This is a genomic window from Prevotella koreensis, assembly GCF_003977605.1.
Taxonomy (GTDB): domain Bacteria; phylum Bacteroidota; class Bacteroidia; order Bacteroidales; family Bacteroidaceae; genus Prevotella; species Prevotella koreensis.
Genome location: NZ_RYYU01000001.1, coordinates 1000747 through 1017870, shown reverse-complemented (window position 1 = coordinate 1017870; position 17124 = coordinate 1000747). Strand labels below are relative to the sequence as shown.

General features: G+C 43.4%; 13 protein-coding genes. 5 read left to right on the top strand and 8 right to left on the bottom strand.

All coding sequences use genetic code 11. The features are described 5' to 3' along the window. A complete protein-coding gene (locus tag EHV08_RS04405) occupies positions 1-1953 on the bottom strand; it encodes an ABC-F family ATP-binding cassette domain-containing protein (RefSeq protein WP_126678256.1) in 1953 nt (650 codons plus the stop codon). A gap of 76 nt (positions 1954-2029) precedes the next feature. On the opposite strand from EHV08_RS04405, the gene EHV08_RS04400 reads away from it, so the two are divergent. Further along, positions 2030-4246: a Tex family protein gene (locus EHV08_RS04400; protein ID WP_126678255.1), complete on the top strand. Its 2217-nt coding sequence runs from the start codon at positions 2030-2032 to the stop codon at positions 4244-4246. A gap of 345 nt (positions 4247-4591) precedes the next feature. Here the strand turns inward: EHV08_RS04400 and EHV08_RS04395 are convergent, their stop codons facing one another. The 4 genes from EHV08_RS04395 to infC all read right to left on the bottom strand — a co-directional run bounded on the left by EHV08_RS04395 (position 4592) and on the right by infC (position 7395). Beyond that, positions 4592-5797 carry an ATP-binding protein gene (locus EHV08_RS04395; protein WP_126678254.1) on the bottom strand — a complete coding sequence of 402 codons (1206 nt, stop codon included), beginning with the start codon at positions 5795-5797 and terminating at the stop codon, positions 4592-4594. Positions 5798-6056: 259 nt separating this feature from the next. After that, entirely contained in the window at positions 6057-6401 is a 345-nt protein-coding gene (gene rplT / locus EHV08_RS04390; RefSeq protein ID WP_126678253.1) for a 50S ribosomal protein L20, read from the bottom strand. Positions 6402-6427: 26 nt separating this feature from the next. Further along, the gene (gene rpmI / locus EHV08_RS04385; RefSeq protein ID WP_126678252.1) at positions 6428-6625 is read right to left on the bottom strand and encodes a 50S ribosomal protein L35; all 198 of its coding nucleotides are present in this window, start codon (positions 6623-6625) and stop codon (positions 6428-6430) included. A 74-nt stretch (positions 6626-6699) separates the two neighbouring features. Continuing rightward, entirely contained in the window at positions 6700-7395 is a 696-nt protein-coding gene (gene infC / locus EHV08_RS04380; protein WP_126678251.1) for a translation initiation factor IF-3, read from the bottom strand. A gap of 194 nt (positions 7396-7589) precedes the next feature. On the opposite strand from infC, the gene EHV08_RS04375 reads away from it, so the two are divergent. The 4 genes from EHV08_RS04375 to EHV08_RS04360 all read left to right on the top strand — a co-directional run bounded on the left by EHV08_RS04375 (position 7590) and on the right by EHV08_RS04360 (position 12013). Continuing rightward, complete coding sequence (locus EHV08_RS04375; RefSeq protein ID WP_126678250.1) at positions 7590-8348, top strand: amidohydrolase; 759 nt, start codon at positions 7590-7592, stop codon at positions 8346-8348. A 25-nt stretch (positions 8349-8373) separates the two neighbouring features. Continuing rightward, positions 8374-9996, top strand: coding sequence for a thiamine pyrophosphate-dependent enzyme (locus EHV08_RS04370; protein WP_126678249.1), 1623 nt, complete (start codon positions 8374-8376; stop codon positions 9994-9996). A 30-nt stretch (positions 9997-10026) separates the two neighbouring features. Then, positions 10027-10599 carry an indolepyruvate oxidoreductase subunit beta gene (locus tag EHV08_RS04365; RefSeq protein WP_126678248.1) on the top strand — a complete coding sequence of 191 codons (573 nt, stop codon included), beginning with the start codon at positions 10027-10029 and terminating at the stop codon, positions 10597-10599. Positions 10600-10702: 103 nt separating this feature from the next. Next, on the top strand, positions 10703-12013 hold the full coding sequence (locus tag EHV08_RS04360) for an aminotransferase class I/II-fold pyridoxal phosphate-dependent enzyme (RefSeq protein ID WP_126678247.1): 1311 nt from the start codon (positions 10703-10705) through the stop codon (positions 12011-12013). A gap of 89 nt (positions 12014-12102) precedes the next feature. Here EHV08_RS04360 and EHV08_RS04355 read toward each other — a convergent pair whose 3' ends face one another. Genes EHV08_RS04355 through EHV08_RS04345 form a run of 3 tightly spaced genes read right to left on the bottom strand, consistent with a single transcriptional unit; the run spans position 12103 to position 16991 of the window. Continuing rightward, positions 12103-12726, bottom strand: coding sequence for an AbgT family transporter (locus tag EHV08_RS04355; protein ID WP_158676044.1), 624 nt, complete (start codon positions 12724-12726; stop codon positions 12103-12105). Between the two features lie 11 nt (positions 12727-12737). Further along, complete coding sequence (locus tag EHV08_RS04350; RefSeq protein ID WP_126678245.1) at positions 12738-13463, bottom strand: DUF5932 domain-containing protein; 726 nt, start codon at positions 13461-13463, stop codon at positions 12738-12740. A 12-nt stretch (positions 13464-13475) separates the two neighbouring features. Next, positions 13476-16991, bottom strand: coding sequence for a sensor histidine kinase (locus tag EHV08_RS04345; protein WP_238988005.1), 3516 nt, complete (start codon positions 16989-16991; stop codon positions 13476-13478). Between the last annotated feature and the right edge of the window lie 133 nt (positions 16992-17124).

The following is a 17124-nucleotide window of genomic DNA, read 5'->3' as shown; positions in this document are numbered from 1 at the left end:
TTAAATATTTATTTCATTTTGTATTTCTTCCAATTCGATAGACAGTTGTTCCCAACGTTCTGTTTCATTGTCGAGCAATTTCTTTGTCGATGTGTATTCCGTTACTACTGTCATGTCGCTTGCTCCCTCCGGTGTGCATAGTATTTTGTCGAGTTCGTTCATCCGTCCCTCTATCTTTTCAATCTTAGCCTCTCTCTCCTTAATGCTCTTTTGCAGTCGTGAAATGCGCTTCATCATTTCTTTACGGTCTTGATAATACATTGATGCTGTAGAACCTTGCTTCTGATTTTCTTTTGCGGGACTGTCTTTCTTATTCTCTATGCTTGCCTCGCCAGTCATCCGTATTGCCTGAACGGGCGATTTTATCCAGTCGTAGATTCCTCCCAGATGTTCTTTGACTTTACCGCCTCCGAACTCATATACCTTGGATACAAGTCCGTCGAGGAACTCGCGGTCATGACTTACAATTATAGCAGTGCCGTCAAAAGTCTTTATTGCCTCTTTCAACACATCTTTCGAAGGCATGTCAAGATGGTTTGTTGGCTCATCGAGAATCAGCAGGTTTACAGGTTCGAGCAGCAACTTTATCATTGCCAGCCTGCTGCGTTCACCTCCGCTAAGCACTTTCACGCGTTTGTCTGACTCTTCACCTCCGAACATGAAAGCACCAAGAATATCATTTATGCGTAAACGAATATCACCACGTGCCACGCGGTCGATTGTTTCGAACACCGTCAGCGAGTCGTCGAGGAGTTGTGCTTGGTTCTGTGCGAAATAGCCTATCTGCACGTTATGCCCAATCTTTAGCATGCCATCGTATGGTATCTCGTTCATTATACATTTCACGAGCGTTGATTTTCCCTCGCCGTTCTTGCCTACGAAAGCCACTTTCTCACCACGTTTTATGGTTATGTTGACATTAGTGAATACCTGATGATCACCGTATGACTTGCCAACCTCATCGCAAATAATTGGATAGTCGCCACTCCTAAGACAGGGAGGAAACTTCAGATGCAAGGCCGAATTATCTTTCTCGTCAATCTCTATCGGGACAATCTTCTCCAACTGACGTATTTTCTGCTGCACCTGAACAGCCTTTGTAGCCTGATAGCGAAAACGCTCGATGAACGCTTTAGCCTCAGCGATTTCTTTCTGTTGGTTCTCGTATGCACGTAATTGCTGTTCACGGCGTTCGCTACGGAGCATCACATACTCATCGTATTTCACCTTATAGTCAATCACGTTGCCGCAACTTATCTCTAAAGTACGGTTGGTTACATTGTTGATGAAAGCACGGTCATGACTCACAAGTACAACGGCCTTAGCACTCTGTGCCAGAAACTGTTCAAGCCATTGTATCGATTCTATGTCGAGGTGGTTTGTCGGCTCGTCAAGCAACAGCACATCCGGTTTTTGCAGAAGAATTTTTGCAAGTTCTATACGCATGCGCCAGCCACCGCTGAACTCGCTCGTGGGGCGTTCAAGGTCGTTGCGTCCGAAACCCAATCCACCGAGAGTGCGTTCAATCTCGGCCTCATAATTCTCTGCACCAAGCATCATATATCGCTCATGTTCCTCGGTGTACCGTTGCACGAGTTCCATGTATTCCCGACTCTCATAGTCGCTGCGTTCTGCCAATTGACGGTTCATGTCGTCGAGTTTTGCCTTCATTTCTGTGTTGTAGGCAAATGCTTTGCGCGCCTCTTCGCGCACAGTGGTATCGTCTTGCAGTACCATAACCTGCGGCAAATATCCGATAGTGGTTTCAGACGGAATACTGACAACACCGCCGGTGGGGCGTTGCTGTCTGCAAAGTATCTTCAACATCGTACTCTTGCCGGCGCCGTTTTTTCCCACAAGTGCTATACGGTCGCGGTCGTTCACCACGAAACTTGCACCTGAGAATAGCGGTTTGACACCAAATTCGACTCTCAATCCTTCAACTGAAATCATAATGTGTGCAAATTTACTCCATTTTAACGGTAATACAAAATAAAATGATTAATTTTGCCCAAAATAACAATGAATAATGAATATATTCGCACAAATTATAGCAAAGGAATTGCAATTGCCGCAAGAAGGGGTTGAGAACACGTTGAAACTTCTCGATGATGGTTGCACAATACCATTCATTTCTCGTTACAGAAAGGAACGTACCGGAGGACTTGATGAAATTCAGATAGCCAAGATTTCCGATCTCGGAGAGCGTTTAAAAGAGATGCAGAAGCGGAAAGAGACAATCGTTAAGACAATAACCGAGCAGGGAAGAATGACAGACGAACTGCAACAACGTATCGATGCGACATGGAATCCCACCGAACTTGAAGATATATACCTGCCTTTCAAACCGAAACGCAGAACGCGTGCGCAAGTGGCGCGTGAGCAAGGACTTGAGCCTTTGGCTGAAATATTGCTGATGCAGAGGGAGCAGAACCCACAGAAAGTGGCAGAGAGATTTGTCAGAGGCGAAGTGAAGGACGTTGAGGGAGCACTGCAAGGAGCCAAGGACATCATTGCCGAGATGGTGAGTGAGGACGAAATCTCGAGACAGCAGGTGAGACAGCAGTTCCGCCGCGATGCCGTAATACGTTCTAAAGTGGTTGCAAAGAAGAAGGAAACAGACGAGGCGGCAAAGTATTACGACTATTTCGATTTCGAAGAACCTCTGCGCCGTTGCTCTTCACATCGTCTGCTTGCTATGCGTAGAGGCGAGACGGAAGGCATATTGAGAGTGAGTATAACAACCAATGACGAACAGTGCATCGAAAGACTTGAACGCCACTACCTGCGTGGCTACGGCTCTTGTCGGCAGATAGTGAGTGAGGCGGTGAAAGACGGATATAAACGACTTTTGTGCCCATCCATTGAGACAGAGTTTGCCACGTCAAGCAAGGAGCAGGCTGACGACGAGGCGATAAAGGTGTTCACAGAGAATCTACGACAACTGTTGTTGGCAGCACCACTCGGACAGAAACGTGTTATGGGAATCGATCCTGGTTTCCGCACAGGCTGTAAGGTGGTGTGCCTTGACGCACAGGGCAACCTGCTTCATCATGAAGCAATATTTCCGCATCCTCCGGTGAATCATAGAATGCAGGCAACTATGCATCTGCAACAGATGATTTCCGACTATAATATCGAGGCCATTGCCATAGGAAACGGTACGGCGAGCCGAGAAACAAAGCATTTTGTGGAAGATGTGTTGCAAAACTCAAGAGGCCTACTTGCAGAAAAAGGCTCAAAAAAGTCTTTTGGAGAAGGGCTTAGTGCTGCGTCTTCTTCTCAACGGAATGATGATTCCGGTGTGAGATTATATGTTGTCAGCGAAGATGGTGCAAGCATCTATTCTGCCTCAAAACTTGCCCGCGATGAATTTCCGGATAAGGACGTGACCGTGCGTGGGGCAGTTTCTATAGGTCGCAGACTGATGGATCCGTTGGCAGAACTGGTAAAGATTGACCCCAAGAGCATAGGTGTGGGGCAGTATCAGCACGATGTAGATCAAGCGAAACTAAAACATTCGCTCGACCAGACCGTTGAACTATGTGTGAACTCCGTAGGTATCGACCTCAATACAGCATCGCAACAACTGCTTACATATGTAAGTGGGGTGGGGGCAACATTGGCCAAAAACATCGTTGACTATCGTAGGGAGCATGGCGCGTTCACCGGTAGGGAACAGTTGAAGAAAGTGCCGCGTCTCGGCCCGGCGGCATTCGAACAGTGTGCCGGTTTCCTTCGCATACGTAATGCAAAGAATCCGCTTGACGATTCTGCCGTGCATCCGGAGAGTTATGCCGTCGTGGAGCGAATGGCAAATGATTGTGGATGTACCGTTGCCGAACTTATCAGCAACAAAGAGAAGCGCGAGAGCATAGATGTTAATCGTTATGTGGGAGACGGTATAGGACTGCCTACACTCAATGACATAATGAATGAATTGGAGAAACCGGGGCGCGACCCTCGTAAACAGATAGAAGAGTTCGATTTCGACCCTAACGTTAAAGAGATTGACGATCTTGTAGAAGGGATGGTGCTGCATGGATTTGTGACGAACATAACAAACTTCGGAGCGTTTGTTGATATCGGTGTTCACCATGACGGACTTGTGCATATCTCACAACTTGCCAACCGTTACGTTAAAGACCCTAACGATGTGGTACACATTCATCAGCATGTTATGGTGAAAGTAATCGGGGTGGATCGTCGTCGTAACCGTATATCGTTGTCAATGAAAGAGGTGTGAGGTAATGCCAAATGCTTTGTAATCATTTGTTTTATAAAAGTTTGTAAAGTATTGGAGTACTTTTGAAAAAGTAAAATCGCCCAATTTGTTCTGCAATTTCGCCCAATTTGCTCAGCAAATTGGGCGAAATTGGTCAGCAAAACAGCCCAAATTGAAAAACGTTTCATTCTAAGGTTTGTATGGGATGATGTTCGGCAAGTGGGTCAATAGATGTCTTTATGTATTTTTGAAATGTTAAATTCATAGGTATTTGCTTACTTTATATATAATCGAAAAATCCTGTTTGTAATTAATAATCACCGCTTTGAATATGCCGGTCGGTATATTCAAAGCGGTGGGGATTAATCAATATAATAGTCCGAACATCCAAAGAGGAATCCTGTTGCCTGTACCTGTTTCAATATCATCAACGGCAAGGAAACTATTTGGCTCGTCTTTGATTTGCTCAAAACTCTTTCCTGAGCCGCCAACTTCAAAAAGATATTTTCCATTGACGAGAAAATCGCCCTTCTGCGGCATTGTAATTCTTGCCACTGCATGAAGTTGATTGTTGAAAAATGTCTCACGCTTGTTGCCGATATTAGTATTCGTTCCTAAGGCTTTCATGAGGTTAGTGTTCCCAAGATATATCTTCTCCGGAGAGGATAAATGCTTGTAATTCTTCTCTGTTTTAGTCAACAGCGAAATGATTTGAGCCTTGTCAAGGGTATATAGCATCTTTAAACAACTGTCACGAGTACTTTCCAATGCCTGTCCCAGTTTGCTGATATTGGGCACAAGCGGAACATTTTGGGCGATGATTGCCAGCAATTTCTTCGTTTTCTCGACTGTTGCGTATGAAACTTTTTCAACCGCAGGCATGTCACTATCTATGACCAAAGATGCTATTGCTGCAAGTCGCATATAGTAGTCATCACCGGATTCTAAGAAAAATGGATAGCATCCATTGTCCAAGTATTCATTGAATGCCTTGAGCATCTTTACTTTTGGAGTCAAGTTCATGGATATGGTGACATGATTGTTCAATAACTCCTCCAATGTAATGGGTGAAATATCTATAATTCCGGCAAATGCGAGATATTCCCGGAATGACATTACAGGCAGAGTATATATTGACTGGCGACGCGAAAGGTCTGACTTTGAATTGTCTATTTCAAGCATTGACGAGCCGGTATAGACTATATTCAGGTCGGGGTAACTGTCGTAAATGTTCTTTATAACAATGCTCCAATCGGGATATTTGTGTACCTCGTCAACAAAGAGGTGTCTTAAACCATGACTATAAAGGTATTCAACAAGTTCGGGGAGGGAATTAGTCTTGAACCATATATTATCAAGTGAAATCCAGAGTGCGTCATCTATATTTCTGAAATTTCTTTTGATATGCTGCAAGAGCAAGGTAGTCTTCCCTGCACCACGAGAGCCACGGATTCCGATTAGTCTTGATTTCCAGTTTATTTTGTCGTGTAAGAATCGTATAAACCGTATATCTGTCATTGCCAATCTACGATGATAGACTGTCAGCAATTGGAAAATATCTTTTTGTTCCATGTTCTATTTATTTATAAATTATGGTGCAAATATACAAAATAACTTTTATAAAAGTGGTTTTTGTGTGGAAAATAACTTTTGAAAAAGTGATTTTGCGAATGAGGTCACTTTTAGAAAAGTGATTTGTTGGTATGTTTCGTTCTTAAAATCGACAATATCAACGTTGTGCTATGAGCAAATATGTGAGTTTTTTATAACGAAAAATACCGCCGAACAAAGTAAATGTCCGGCGGTATTTATTAATATTGCGTATGTGCGTTTACTTTACCTTGGCAACGATAGCCTTGAATGCTTCAGGGTTATTCATTGCGAGGTCGGCAAGAACCTTACGGTTGATCTCTATACCGGCCTTGTGAAGCGCACCCATGAGTTGTGAATAACTCATTCCCTCGATGCGTGCAGCAGCATTGATACGCTGAATCCAAAGAGCGCGGAAAGTGCGCTTTTTGTTCTTGCGGTCACGGTATGCGTATGTGAGACCTTTCTCCCAAGTGTTCTTTGCAACAGTCCAAACGTTCTTACGTGCGCCAAAGTAGCCGCGTGTAAGTTTCAGAATTCTTTTTCTTTTTGCTCTTGAAGCAACGTGATTTACTGATCTTGGCATAGTTTCTTTCCTTTACTAATTAATGATTAACGAAGGCAGAGCAAATCGCGTACCTGCTTCATGTTGCTGTTGTCGACTATTGCAGAATGAACAAGATTTCTCTTCTGCTTTTTTGTTTTCTTTGTAAGAATGTGGCTATGATAAGCGTGCTTGCGCTTTACCTTGCCTGTACCGGTGAAACGGAAACGTTTCTTTGCTCCGGAATTTGTCTTTACTTTTGGCATTTTTTTATATTTTATTTATTGTTTATTATATGAGGCGGTAACGTATATACCTGACGTTACGCGCACCCGTTGATTTATTTGTCTTCGCTATCTTCCTTCAATTTCCTTAGAATGTCTTCACCGCCTTTTACGTTTGCAAACAGACCTCCCTTTTCCGAAATCTGATTCTCTGCCTGAAGCGATGCATCTGTTTTGCTGTCTGCCTCATCGCGTTCGCGGTCGCGTTTCTGCTGACTTTTCTTTGCCACACCGGCTTTTTTAGGTGAGATGTAAAGGAACATCTTCTTTCCTTCAAGGCTTGGCATCTGCTCAACCTTTCCGTACTCCTCGAGATCGTTTGCGAAACGCAACAATAGCACCTCTCCCTGCTCTTTAAACAAGATTGAGCGTCCGCGGAAGAATACGTATGCACGTACTTTGTTGCCATCCTCAAGGAACTCTTTGGCATGCTTCAACTTGAAGTTGTAGTCGTGCTCATCGGTTTGCGGTCCGAAACGGATTTCTTTTATATCCTGCTTCACCTGCTTTTGTTTCATTTCCTTAGCACGCTTCTTCTGCTGATAGAGGAATTTCGAATAGTCGATGAGCCGGCATACAGGAGGGTTGGCGTTCGGAGAGATTTCCACAAGGTCAACATTTTGTTGACGTGCCATATCCAATGCTTGTCGTGTTGGCATGACGGTTGAACCATCGTCGCCTACAATTCTTACCTCGCGAGCACGTATTTGCTCGTTAATTCGGTATTGATTACCTTTCTTGTCGTTCTTCATCAAATGTTATTAAGTGACTATTTTCGAAAATCGGATGCAAAGTTAGTAATTAGAATGCAAACAGCAAAATAATTCTTAATTTATTTTTGTTTTACGATTTTTTTTTGCATCTTTGCACTCGTAAAGGTAATACTTTCGACTTTTCCGGGTTAAAAAGATCATAAGCGAACTGGATTTTCTATATCGGAAAGACTATGAAAACAACTATTCTGCAAATGGATATAGCGTGGGGAGACTGTCAGGGCAATGTCAGGAGGGCTGATGCCATGATTGATAATGCGCCCGAAGCCGACCTTTATATCCTTCCGGAGATGTTCTCAACGGGGTTTGCTGCCGACCCTGAAGGAATGGCAGAGAGTGAAAACGGAAAGACTGTCGAATGGATGCGACGAAAAGCGGTAGCGAAAGATGCTGCTATTGCTGGCAGTTTGGCAATAAAAAGTGGCGAAAGGTATTTCAATCGCTTATATTTTGTCAAACCTGACGGAGAAGTAACGACCTACGACAAGAGGCATCTCTTTTCATACGCGGGCGAAAACCTGCACTATACGAGAGGTGAAGAGCGTGTGATAGTGGAGTGGAGGAGTGTGAGAATAATGCTTCAAGTGTGTTATGACCTGCGATTTCCTGTTTTCAGTAGGAATCACGGTGACTACGACATGATAATTTATGTTGCCTCATGGCCCACAAGTAGAATAAAGGTTTGGGACACGTTGTTGCACGCAAGAGCATTGGAGAACCAATGTTATGTGGCAGGGGTGAATAGGGTAGGGCGTGACCCAAATTGTGAATATTGCGGCAACTCACTTATAATAAGTCCATACGGTGAGGATCTTGCCGTTTGCGGAAGCGGGGAGGAGAGCGCAAAGATGGCAGAGATTGACATGGAAATGCTTCGCTCTTTCCGTAAGAAATTCCCTGTAATTGATGATGCAGATATAATACACGGTTAACTTAACTAATACTAAATTTAAAAAAATGACAGAAAAGAAACTTTTGTTGGGCGATGAGGCTATTGCCTTGGGTGCGATACATGCAGGACTTTCCGGTGTGTATGCTTATCCTGGAACGCCCTCTACCGAAATCACCGAGTTTATACAAGGTGATGCTATTGCAAAGGAACGCGGAATACACAGCCGTTGGAGCACTAACGAGAAGACGGCAATGGAGGCGGCATTGGGTATGTCGTTCATGGGTAAGCGAGCAATGGTATGTATGAAACACGTAGGTTTGAATGTTTGTGCCGACCCATTTGTCAATTCCGGCATGACAGGAGTGAATGGCGGCGTTGTTGTGCTTGTTGCCGACGACCCCTCTATGCACTCATCACAGGACGAGCAAGACTCTCGCTTCTATGGTAAGTTTGCAATGATTCCTACATTCGAGCCGAGTTCACAGCAAGAGGCCTACGACATGATGTCGGTGGCTTTCGACTATTCGGAACGTCAGCATCTTCCGGTTCTTATGCGAGTTACTACACGCATGGCTCACTCTCGTGCGGTGGTGTCTGTTGCTAAGGAAGCGCGTAAGGAGAATGAGAAGAACTATAACGCAACGGCAAGCAGTTGGGTATTGCTGCCTGTAAACGCACGCAAACGCAATGACATCGTTACGGCACAGCAGGCGGAACTTGAAGCAGACGCAGTGGCTTCTCCTTATAATAAATATTTAGAAGGAAAGGGTGGTGCGGATAAATCTATGGGAATCATAGCAAGCGGCATAGGTGTTAACTATGTAAACGAGTGCTTCCCTGATGGTTGTCCTTATCCTATTCTTAAGATTTCGCAATATCCGCTGCCTAAGAAACTTGTCAGAAGAATGTGCGATGAGTGTGAGTCGGTGCTCGTTGTAGAGGAAGGTCAGCCTTTCATCGAAGAGATGTTGCGTGGCGTAATGGATGGTAATGCTGTGGTTAAAGGTCGTCTTACGGGCGAGTTGCCACGTACAGGCGAATTGAACCCGGATATAGTGAAAAAGGCTCTCGGTATGGAGGTGGACGATAACTATGCTCCTTGTGAAGATGTGGCACCACGTCCGCCTGCATTATGCAAAGGTTGTGGTCACAGAGATATGTATGCCGCTCTTAATGAGGTGCTTCGCGAATACGACAATGCACGTGTCTTCGGTGACATCGGTTGTTATACGCTCGGCTTCCTGCCACCATTCCGTGCAATACACGCCTGTGTTGACATGGGTGCCAGCATAACAATGGCAAAGGGTGCGGCTGATGCCGGACAATGGCCTTCGGTTGCCGTGATAGGTGACTCAACATTCACCCACTCCGGAATGACAGGACTGCTTGATGCTATAAACGAGAATTCAAATATAACGGTGATTATCAGCGATAACCTCACTACCGGTATGACCGGAGGTCAGGATTCTGCGGGAACGAATAAGTTTGAGGCAATATGCCGTGGCTTGGGCATAAGTGAAGAGCATCTGCATGTTGTTGTGCCTCTGCCTAAGAATATGCCGGAGATAACGCGCATCATTCGCGAGGAGATAAACTACAATGGTACTTCTGTAATTATCCCACGCCGTGAGTGCGTACAGACATTGCAGAGACATATGAAGCAGAAGAAGGCTGCGGACAAGAAATAACCGTATAATTCGTAAAACGTAAATCTAAAAATGAAGACAGACATAATATTATGCGGTGTGGGAGGACAAGGTATTCTCTCTATCGCAACCATAATAGGCGAGGCAGCCATGAACGAGAACCTATATATAAAGCAGGCCGAGGTGCATGGCATGAGCCAGCGCGGTGGTGACGTGCAATCGAACCTTCGTATCTCGTCAGACCCTATCAACAGTGACCTCATCGCAAAAGGAAGTGCTGATGTGATCATCTCAATGGAGCCTATGGAAGCATTGCGCTATCTCCCGTATCTCAACAAGAATGGCTGGATTATAACATCGAGCACACCGTTTGTTAATATTCCCAATTATCCAGACATGGAGATAATCAATGCCGATTTGGCAAAGATGAAGAATGTTATTGTGCTTGACATTGAAACAATGGCCAAAGAGAACAATATTCCACGTTCTGCAAATGTCATTCTGCTTGGTGCCGCACAGAAAGCTATTGGCATTGAATACTCAAAACTTGAGGATGCAATACGTAGAGTGTTTGGACGTAAAGGCGAAGCCATTGTCGATGCGAATATCAAGGCATTGGCATTGGGAAAGAATGAGCAGAAATAAATTAGGATTGACAGCGGGCAATGGAAATATCAACCTGTTGCCTGCTGTCAATTATCTATTGTCAATGGTCAATTATCAATTATCAATATCAATCGTAAGTTAAATGAATACACCTATAAAGAAAGAAATCGTTGACGGACTGATAAGCAATCTTGGGATTCAAGATTTTGCCAAAGCAACAATACGAGAAGTGAAACAGGTGGCTGCGATGGCAGAGAAAGAGTCGGGCGTAGAGTTTATAAAAATGGAAATGGGAATACCCGGATTGCCTGCTGCAAAGGTGGGTGTGGATGCACAGATAAAATCTTTGCAGGAAGGTATCGCTCGTAGTTACCCCGATATTCAAGGATTTCCGGAACTGAAACGTCAGGCTTCGCGTTTTGTGAAGGCTTTCATAGACGTTGACGTAAAGCCGGAGGGCTGCGTGCCGGTATGTGGAAGTATGCAGGGAACGTTCGCCTCATTCCTTACATGCTCGCAAGCAGACCGCAAGAAAGACACCGTACTGTTCATCGACCCGGGATTCCCTGTGCAGAAGATGCAACTGCAGGTGCAGGGAGTGAAATACGAAACATTCGATGTGTATGACTATCGTGGTGACAAACTCCGTGATAAACTTGAGAGTTACCTTTCAAAAGGCAATATCTGCGCCATTGTATATAGCAATCCTAACAATCCTTCGTGGGTATGCTTCAATGATGATGAATTGCGTATTATCGGTGAACTGGTAACACGTTATGATGTAATCGTGATGGAAGACCTTGCATATTTTGCAATGGATTTCCGCCAAGACCTCAGTCGTCCTTTCCAACCACCATACCAACCAAGCGTGGCTCATTATACCGATAACTATATTCTACTAATCAGTGGCTCAAAGGCTTTCAGTTATGCAGGCGAACGTATCGGCGTTACTTGTATCAGTGATAAACTCTTCCGTCGTCATTACGATGATTTGTCGGCACGATATGAAGGATTGCCTTTCGGTTTGGTATTCTCTACGCGTATGCTCTATGCCCTCTCATCGGGAACGAGTCATAGTGCACAGCACGCAATGGCAGCAATGCTCGGTGCCGCATGTGACGGTACTTACAACTTCCGCGATGAGATAAAGATTTATGGAGAGCGTGCACACAAACTGAAAGAAATATTCTGTAAGTATAATTTTCATATAGTATATGACCGCGATCTCGACCAACCAATTGCCGATGGTTTCTATTTCACTATCGGTTATCCGGGCATGACAAGCGGAACATTGGCGCGCGAGTTGATGTATTATGGTGTGAGTGCGATTTGCTTGATTACCACAGGCTCGCACCAAGAGGGTCTGCGAGTATGCACCTCGTTCATAGAAAACCACCAATACGCACAACTTGAGGAGCGCATGAAACTGTTTGCAGAAAATAATCCAGTATAACTTTTGGACTAATCCAAAACATATAATTTACTCTAAAAGGTATCGAACCCGACATTATGCCGAGTTTGATACCTTTTATATTATACTCTTTAATAGGTTAAAATCGAGAATACGAAGTTGAAACAAGCGAAGAGTTGGGCAGTGAAAATATATACTAAGAATATAGGTAAGAGGGTATGTATTTTACAATACAGGCATTTGAATGCAGAATGTCCGCTTCGTATCGTCCCGCTCACCAATCCGTAAATAATGGACATCAGCGTTATTGCTCCTGCTATCGTAGGTATTATACTGTGGCTGAATGATGAGGGGAAGATGTTTCCCACCGGACTTAGAAGTATGGCATGTGGCGTGAGTGTAAGCAATGCTATTATGATAGTTAAGATGAGCAGGGTAATCAATATTACACGTAAACCGAGCCGTTGACGCAGTAACAGTCTTTTACCTTTTATCCGATATATCATAACCTCATATAAACCGCTTCCATAGAAGGAACTGTATGAAACAGACAAAAGCAATAGCCATGCAAGCACCGGTGTGCCTATTATGTCAACATAATGTCCGAGAAACCAACGCACACCTTCACCACTGATTAGCGAACGCACCGATTCAACTCCTACGGCACTGAGAATCCATGAGAGGATAACAAGCAGTAGGTTGGCGGAAAGCATTGCCATGCATGTCAGAGCAGATATGGAGGATATTCTACGCATATACATTCTTCTTACTCTTCGTCTGCCTGTAGGTTGTCAAGGTCGATAATTCTTAATTCGAGTGCGCGTACAACAAGGCGCGTAGCATTAATACCTATGCCGTAGTTGCCGTTTGGAAATAGTTTTTGCACGAGTTCGTTCTGTCTCTTCTCAAGACTTTTCACCCCGAATGGCATTCCGCGCAGGTTGGTTATCTGTTCCTTTGTGTATCCCAAAGCCAGATGACGAAGGAAACGCTCATCGTATTCATCAATCTCATAATTGACAAGTGCTTCCTGTCGCATCAGTTGACTGCTTACCCCACGCTTGAATCTCTCGATAATCTTTTCGAGTATAGGCTGGTTGAACACCATCTTCTTGCCCGCCATAACGCTTACCACATCGCCTCGGGTGAGCAGTTCGCCACTTTTAAGGCATATACCGTCGCATCCGGCATCGAGAACGTCAACCCATAGTTTCTCGTTGAGAATCTCACCTGTGAATATCAGAATCTTTATCATCGGATACATTTCTTTCGTCTGGCGACATATCTCCACACCGACGGTTGTTGAGCCACCGAGTCCGAGGTCGAGCAGAACCATGTCGGGCTTCTGTTGCTTTATTAATCGCCAATATGTCGCTTCGCTTTCTGCCGTTCCTATTATTTCGGCTTCCGGAATATCGTTCCGGAAGATTCCCTCTGTACCTTTCAGTTCGAGCGGCACATCTTCGACTATTATTACTTTGAAATTTTCCATATTCTGTGATTTTTATTTATTCTTTATTGTATTTACGTTTGCAGATGCCAGTGTTACAGTTACCAATGTACCTTGTTTTGCTGAGGGTTGTGCTACGATTCCACAGCCACGTAGATTGGTACTTTCGCTATTTTCTCTTACTATCTGTCTGCAAATCATAAACGGAATGTTTTCCATTGATGGTGTAAAGAGTTCGCGGAAGGCCAACTTGTTCATCTCAAGTTCAACAACTACATACCTTTCTTCTTTTTTCGATACGCGAATGTCGGCAAAGTTTCCATTGTTTTGCTTTTGTAGAATGTCAAAGAGATATTTAAGCATCATTTCATCACCCATTACAAAGTATTCGGAGGCATCAGTTTTTAATATTTTCTGTATTCCTACTGATTGGCATTTATTTTTTACAACATTCACTTGCCTCATTGCCTGAGCACTCAGTATGGAGTAAAGTTCTTTGTAGTATGAAACAAGTTCATCAATGGCCTGAAGTTGTGCAGGCTCTTCCGCCGTATTGTCATTGTTTACCTCTTCCACAATCTGTCTGATACGGGAAGGATAATACATCGTTTCATGCTTTAGAGTACTGAGACAATTGTCAAGAACATTATTGCTGACATGAAGTTTATCGCCTTCAAATTCTGCACGTCGGCTCTCATCTTCTGCAAGTTCTATCTCGTAGTTCTTCTCTTTAGAACTTTCGACAGACGATACAAGTGCTTCCTTTACTTTGTCAACGATTACTTTAAGTGCTTCAGGATATTTATCTGTTGAAATCGGTCTGATGAGTGAAAGTTTCTCTTCGTCAGTTCGTTTGCTGAGCAGAATGTCGTTGATGTGTCCCACTTGTTCGATGCAATAATCGTAATTGATGCGATGTCGGTAGTAAAGGAAATAGTATGCAACTATTATAATAATGAACAATAATGTAAGTAATGCCACGGCAATCATCTTGTTAGACTCTGATGTCTGCATTGTTCGACAATATTCCGCAAGGTTCTTATCTGCCGATTTTTCTTTGAACAACAAGGTATATGCCCGATTGTTATATCTGTAAAGATCCCAGTCGTGGATTGCCAATGCCGCTACGGCACTTTCATTACGTATGTCAAGGATCACATCATAGTCGATATCCATGCCGTCATGAAACCAAGTAATCTCTGCCGGTTCGGCCTTTAGATTGCCCGATTTCACCATGATAACATTGCCATTCTTTTTTATTTGCCGGTATCTTATATTAAGATATTTCAGAACGCTGTCTGCAAACTGAAGTGTTCGTTCATACTTGCTGCCAACATTAGAGAAATATGCACTGTCTGCATAGTCGGCTGCAAGTTTCTGAGGTGAAACATTTGCAGCAGACATCGAAATAGAAGACAATGCCGATACCAATGAAATAATTATACGTACAACACCATGAGGCAGACGGAAAAAGAAACGACTGCCTGTGCCTTCTTTGCTTTCTGCAGACAATTTGCATACACTGAATATCTGACTTATCTTGCGGTATTTTTCAATTATTCCCTTGCAGTTCATTAATCCAAAGCCATGACCGTTATATACCTTATGGTCAAATATTCCGGACAGTTCATCGGCAGACATTCCCTTTCCCGTATCTGTGACCGAAATCTCTACGTAATCGTCTGTGGAATGTGAGGAAATTGTTACAGTACCTCCCTCCTGTGTAAACTTCCTAGCATTGTCGGCAAGAGTGTTCAGCATGAAGAGAGTGAGTACGCGGTCGGCTTTTACATTTGATGTCGTAGACTCTACGATTAAGTTTATACCTTTCAGTTGGAAAGACATCCTGCTCTTTTTTACTACACTGAAAGTCTCTTCCAAAGGGAAACTCTCAATGTGCATATTCAATTCGCCTTGGCGCAGTTGAATCCATTGTGATAGAACGTTGTTATAGTCATTTATCTTGTCTGTGAGTTCTGCTACATAACTATATCTTTCTGCCCTCACCTTATTGCTTTCGTTTGCATTTTTAAGTCTGCCAACCTCATGAATAATTCTGTCGATAAGCGGTATTATACTATTCACAAGAAATATCTTTGCACGATTTTCAAGATTGCGTTTCTTGTTGTTCGCTATATGTATGACATTGATTGCATACGTTTCATTTATTTCTTCATGCCGTTCATCCAATGCGTTGTTAAGCAGTATGTTGTCCTTTCGCCACTGCTCTAAAGGTTCGAGCAGGTCGTCAAGTGAATTATTCTTCTGTTTTTTTCTTCTCAGGTTATAAAAAAAGAACATAAGGGTAACAACAACTACAATCATTACTAACACTGCGGAAATCATGATATTTAGTTGTCGTGCTGAACGGTCAAGTTGTTCGGCACGAGCCTCAAGATGCCTGTCCTGTCGTGTCATGTCCTGAAGGTCAAGATAAATATTCCGGTTGTAATCGCTGGTAGGTTTCTCGTTCATTGCGGAATATACTATCGAAAGTTGCTCTCTTATACTTGCAACCAAGTCGGGTGCTTGTTCTATGCGCATGTCTTTGTTCAGTGCATCTTCCAGACAAATCATTGCCGAGCGATAATCTCCGACTCCCCAAAAACAAGAAGCAAGCGTTCGATACGCTCCGGCTATCTGATATACATCGCCAAGACTTTGGAACAAAGCCAGCGACCTTTGTGCGAGATTGCCTGCAAGCAGGCTGTCTGGCATGTTGTCAACGTTTATATATTTTATCGTTTGTTGGTTTGAGGCTATCAGTTTGTCGCGTGCATTCTTGTCGAGAAGATGCTCGCTCATGGCTTGAAGTGAGTTGGCTTCCCAATATATGCTTCTGCTCTGAATTGCAAGCATATAGCAACGCACAAGGTATTCCCACTCCTTTTGATTGATGTCAGTCTGTGTTCCTTCGCTTACTATTCCTCCTGCTCCTATTTGATAGAGATAGTTCATTAGTTGGGCGGAGTCTTTCTGTATCTCACCATTGGCATCAATCCCGAGCAAAGTGTCCATAGAACGGCTTTCAAGACCTACATAATAATAATATGTGGAGGTCACAATAGCCATTTCGCTTTCGGCGTATATCATACGGCTACGCTGTCTTTCGGTGAGCATGTCGCGAGATTCGTTTATCCTCTTGAGGCTTTTTATGGCTTTTTCTTGATAGTCATAGAAGTCCTTGTTGTGAGATTCTCGCTGACAAAGACGCATGTGTTGGATGTACGAAATAAGCAGTTCAACATGATTGTTTGTCAATCCCACGATGCTGTCAAGTTGTCTGCCGGCATCAGAGTAATTCATTTTCGCTATGCTTGCAAATGCTATATTATTTAATGCTTCAGCCTTGCCATCATCATATCCTTCAGACATGTTGAATGCGGCTTTGGCATAATGCAGTGTGGAGTCTATGTTCTTGTAGTGATAAGAATAAGAAATGCTGTTCAGTCTGTCTGCTTCCGCCTTATTCGGAATCTTCTTACAGGCTGAAAAACACAAAAGACCCAATATTGCAACTATCCATATCGAGTCTCTTTTGACTAATTTCTTGTTTACATATTTCTGCAATATGACCTAAAGTCTCCTTATCTTTATTTATTTTCTTACGAGTACAAAATTAAGATTTTATGTGCAATTCAGCAAATAATAGTAGGAAAAAAATAAGAAAATATCAAAAAAAACAATACACATTCGTACAATT

Excerpts from the sequence above, each read along its gene's own strand:
- EHV08_RS04405 (WP_126678256.1), bottom strand. The coding sequence starts at position 1,953 with ATGATTTCAGTTGAAGGATTGAGAGTCGAATTTGGTGTCAAACCGCTA.
- EHV08_RS04400 (WP_126678255.1), top strand. The coding sequence starts at position 2,030 with ATGAATATATTCGCACAAATTATAGCAAAGGAATTGCAATTGCCGCAA.
- EHV08_RS04395 (WP_126678254.1), bottom strand. The coding sequence starts at position 5,797 with ATGGAACAAAAAGATATTTTCCAATTGCTGACAGTCTATCATCGTAGA.
- rplT (WP_126678253.1), bottom strand. The coding sequence starts at position 6,401 with ATGCCAAGATCAGTAAATCACGTTGCTTCAAGAGCAAAAAGAAAAAGA.
- rpmI (WP_126678252.1), bottom strand. The coding sequence starts at position 6,625 with ATGCCAAAAGTAAAGACAAATTCCGGAGCAAAGAAACGTTTCCGTTTC.
- infC (WP_126678251.1), bottom strand. The coding sequence starts at position 7,395 with ATGAAGAACGACAAGAAAGGTAATCAATACCGAATTAACGAGCAAATA.
- EHV08_RS04375 (WP_126678250.1), top strand. The coding sequence starts at position 7,590 with ATGAAAACAACTATTCTGCAAATGGATATAGCGTGGGGAGACTGTCAG.
- EHV08_RS04370 (WP_126678249.1), top strand. The coding sequence starts at position 8,374 with ATGACAGAAAAGAAACTTTTGTTGGGCGATGAGGCTATTGCCTTGGGT.
- EHV08_RS04365 (WP_126678248.1), top strand. The coding sequence starts at position 10,027 with ATGAAGACAGACATAATATTATGCGGTGTGGGAGGACAAGGTATTCTC.
- EHV08_RS04360 (WP_126678247.1), top strand. The coding sequence starts at position 10,703 with ATGAATACACCTATAAAGAAAGAAATCGTTGACGGACTGATAAGCAAT.
- EHV08_RS04355 (WP_158676044.1), bottom strand. The coding sequence starts at position 12,726 with ATGCGTAGAATATCCTCCATATCTGCTCTGACATGCATGGCAATGCTT.
- EHV08_RS04350 (WP_126678245.1), bottom strand. The coding sequence starts at position 13,463 with ATGGAAAATTTCAAAGTAATAATAGTCGAAGATGTGCCGCTCGAACTG.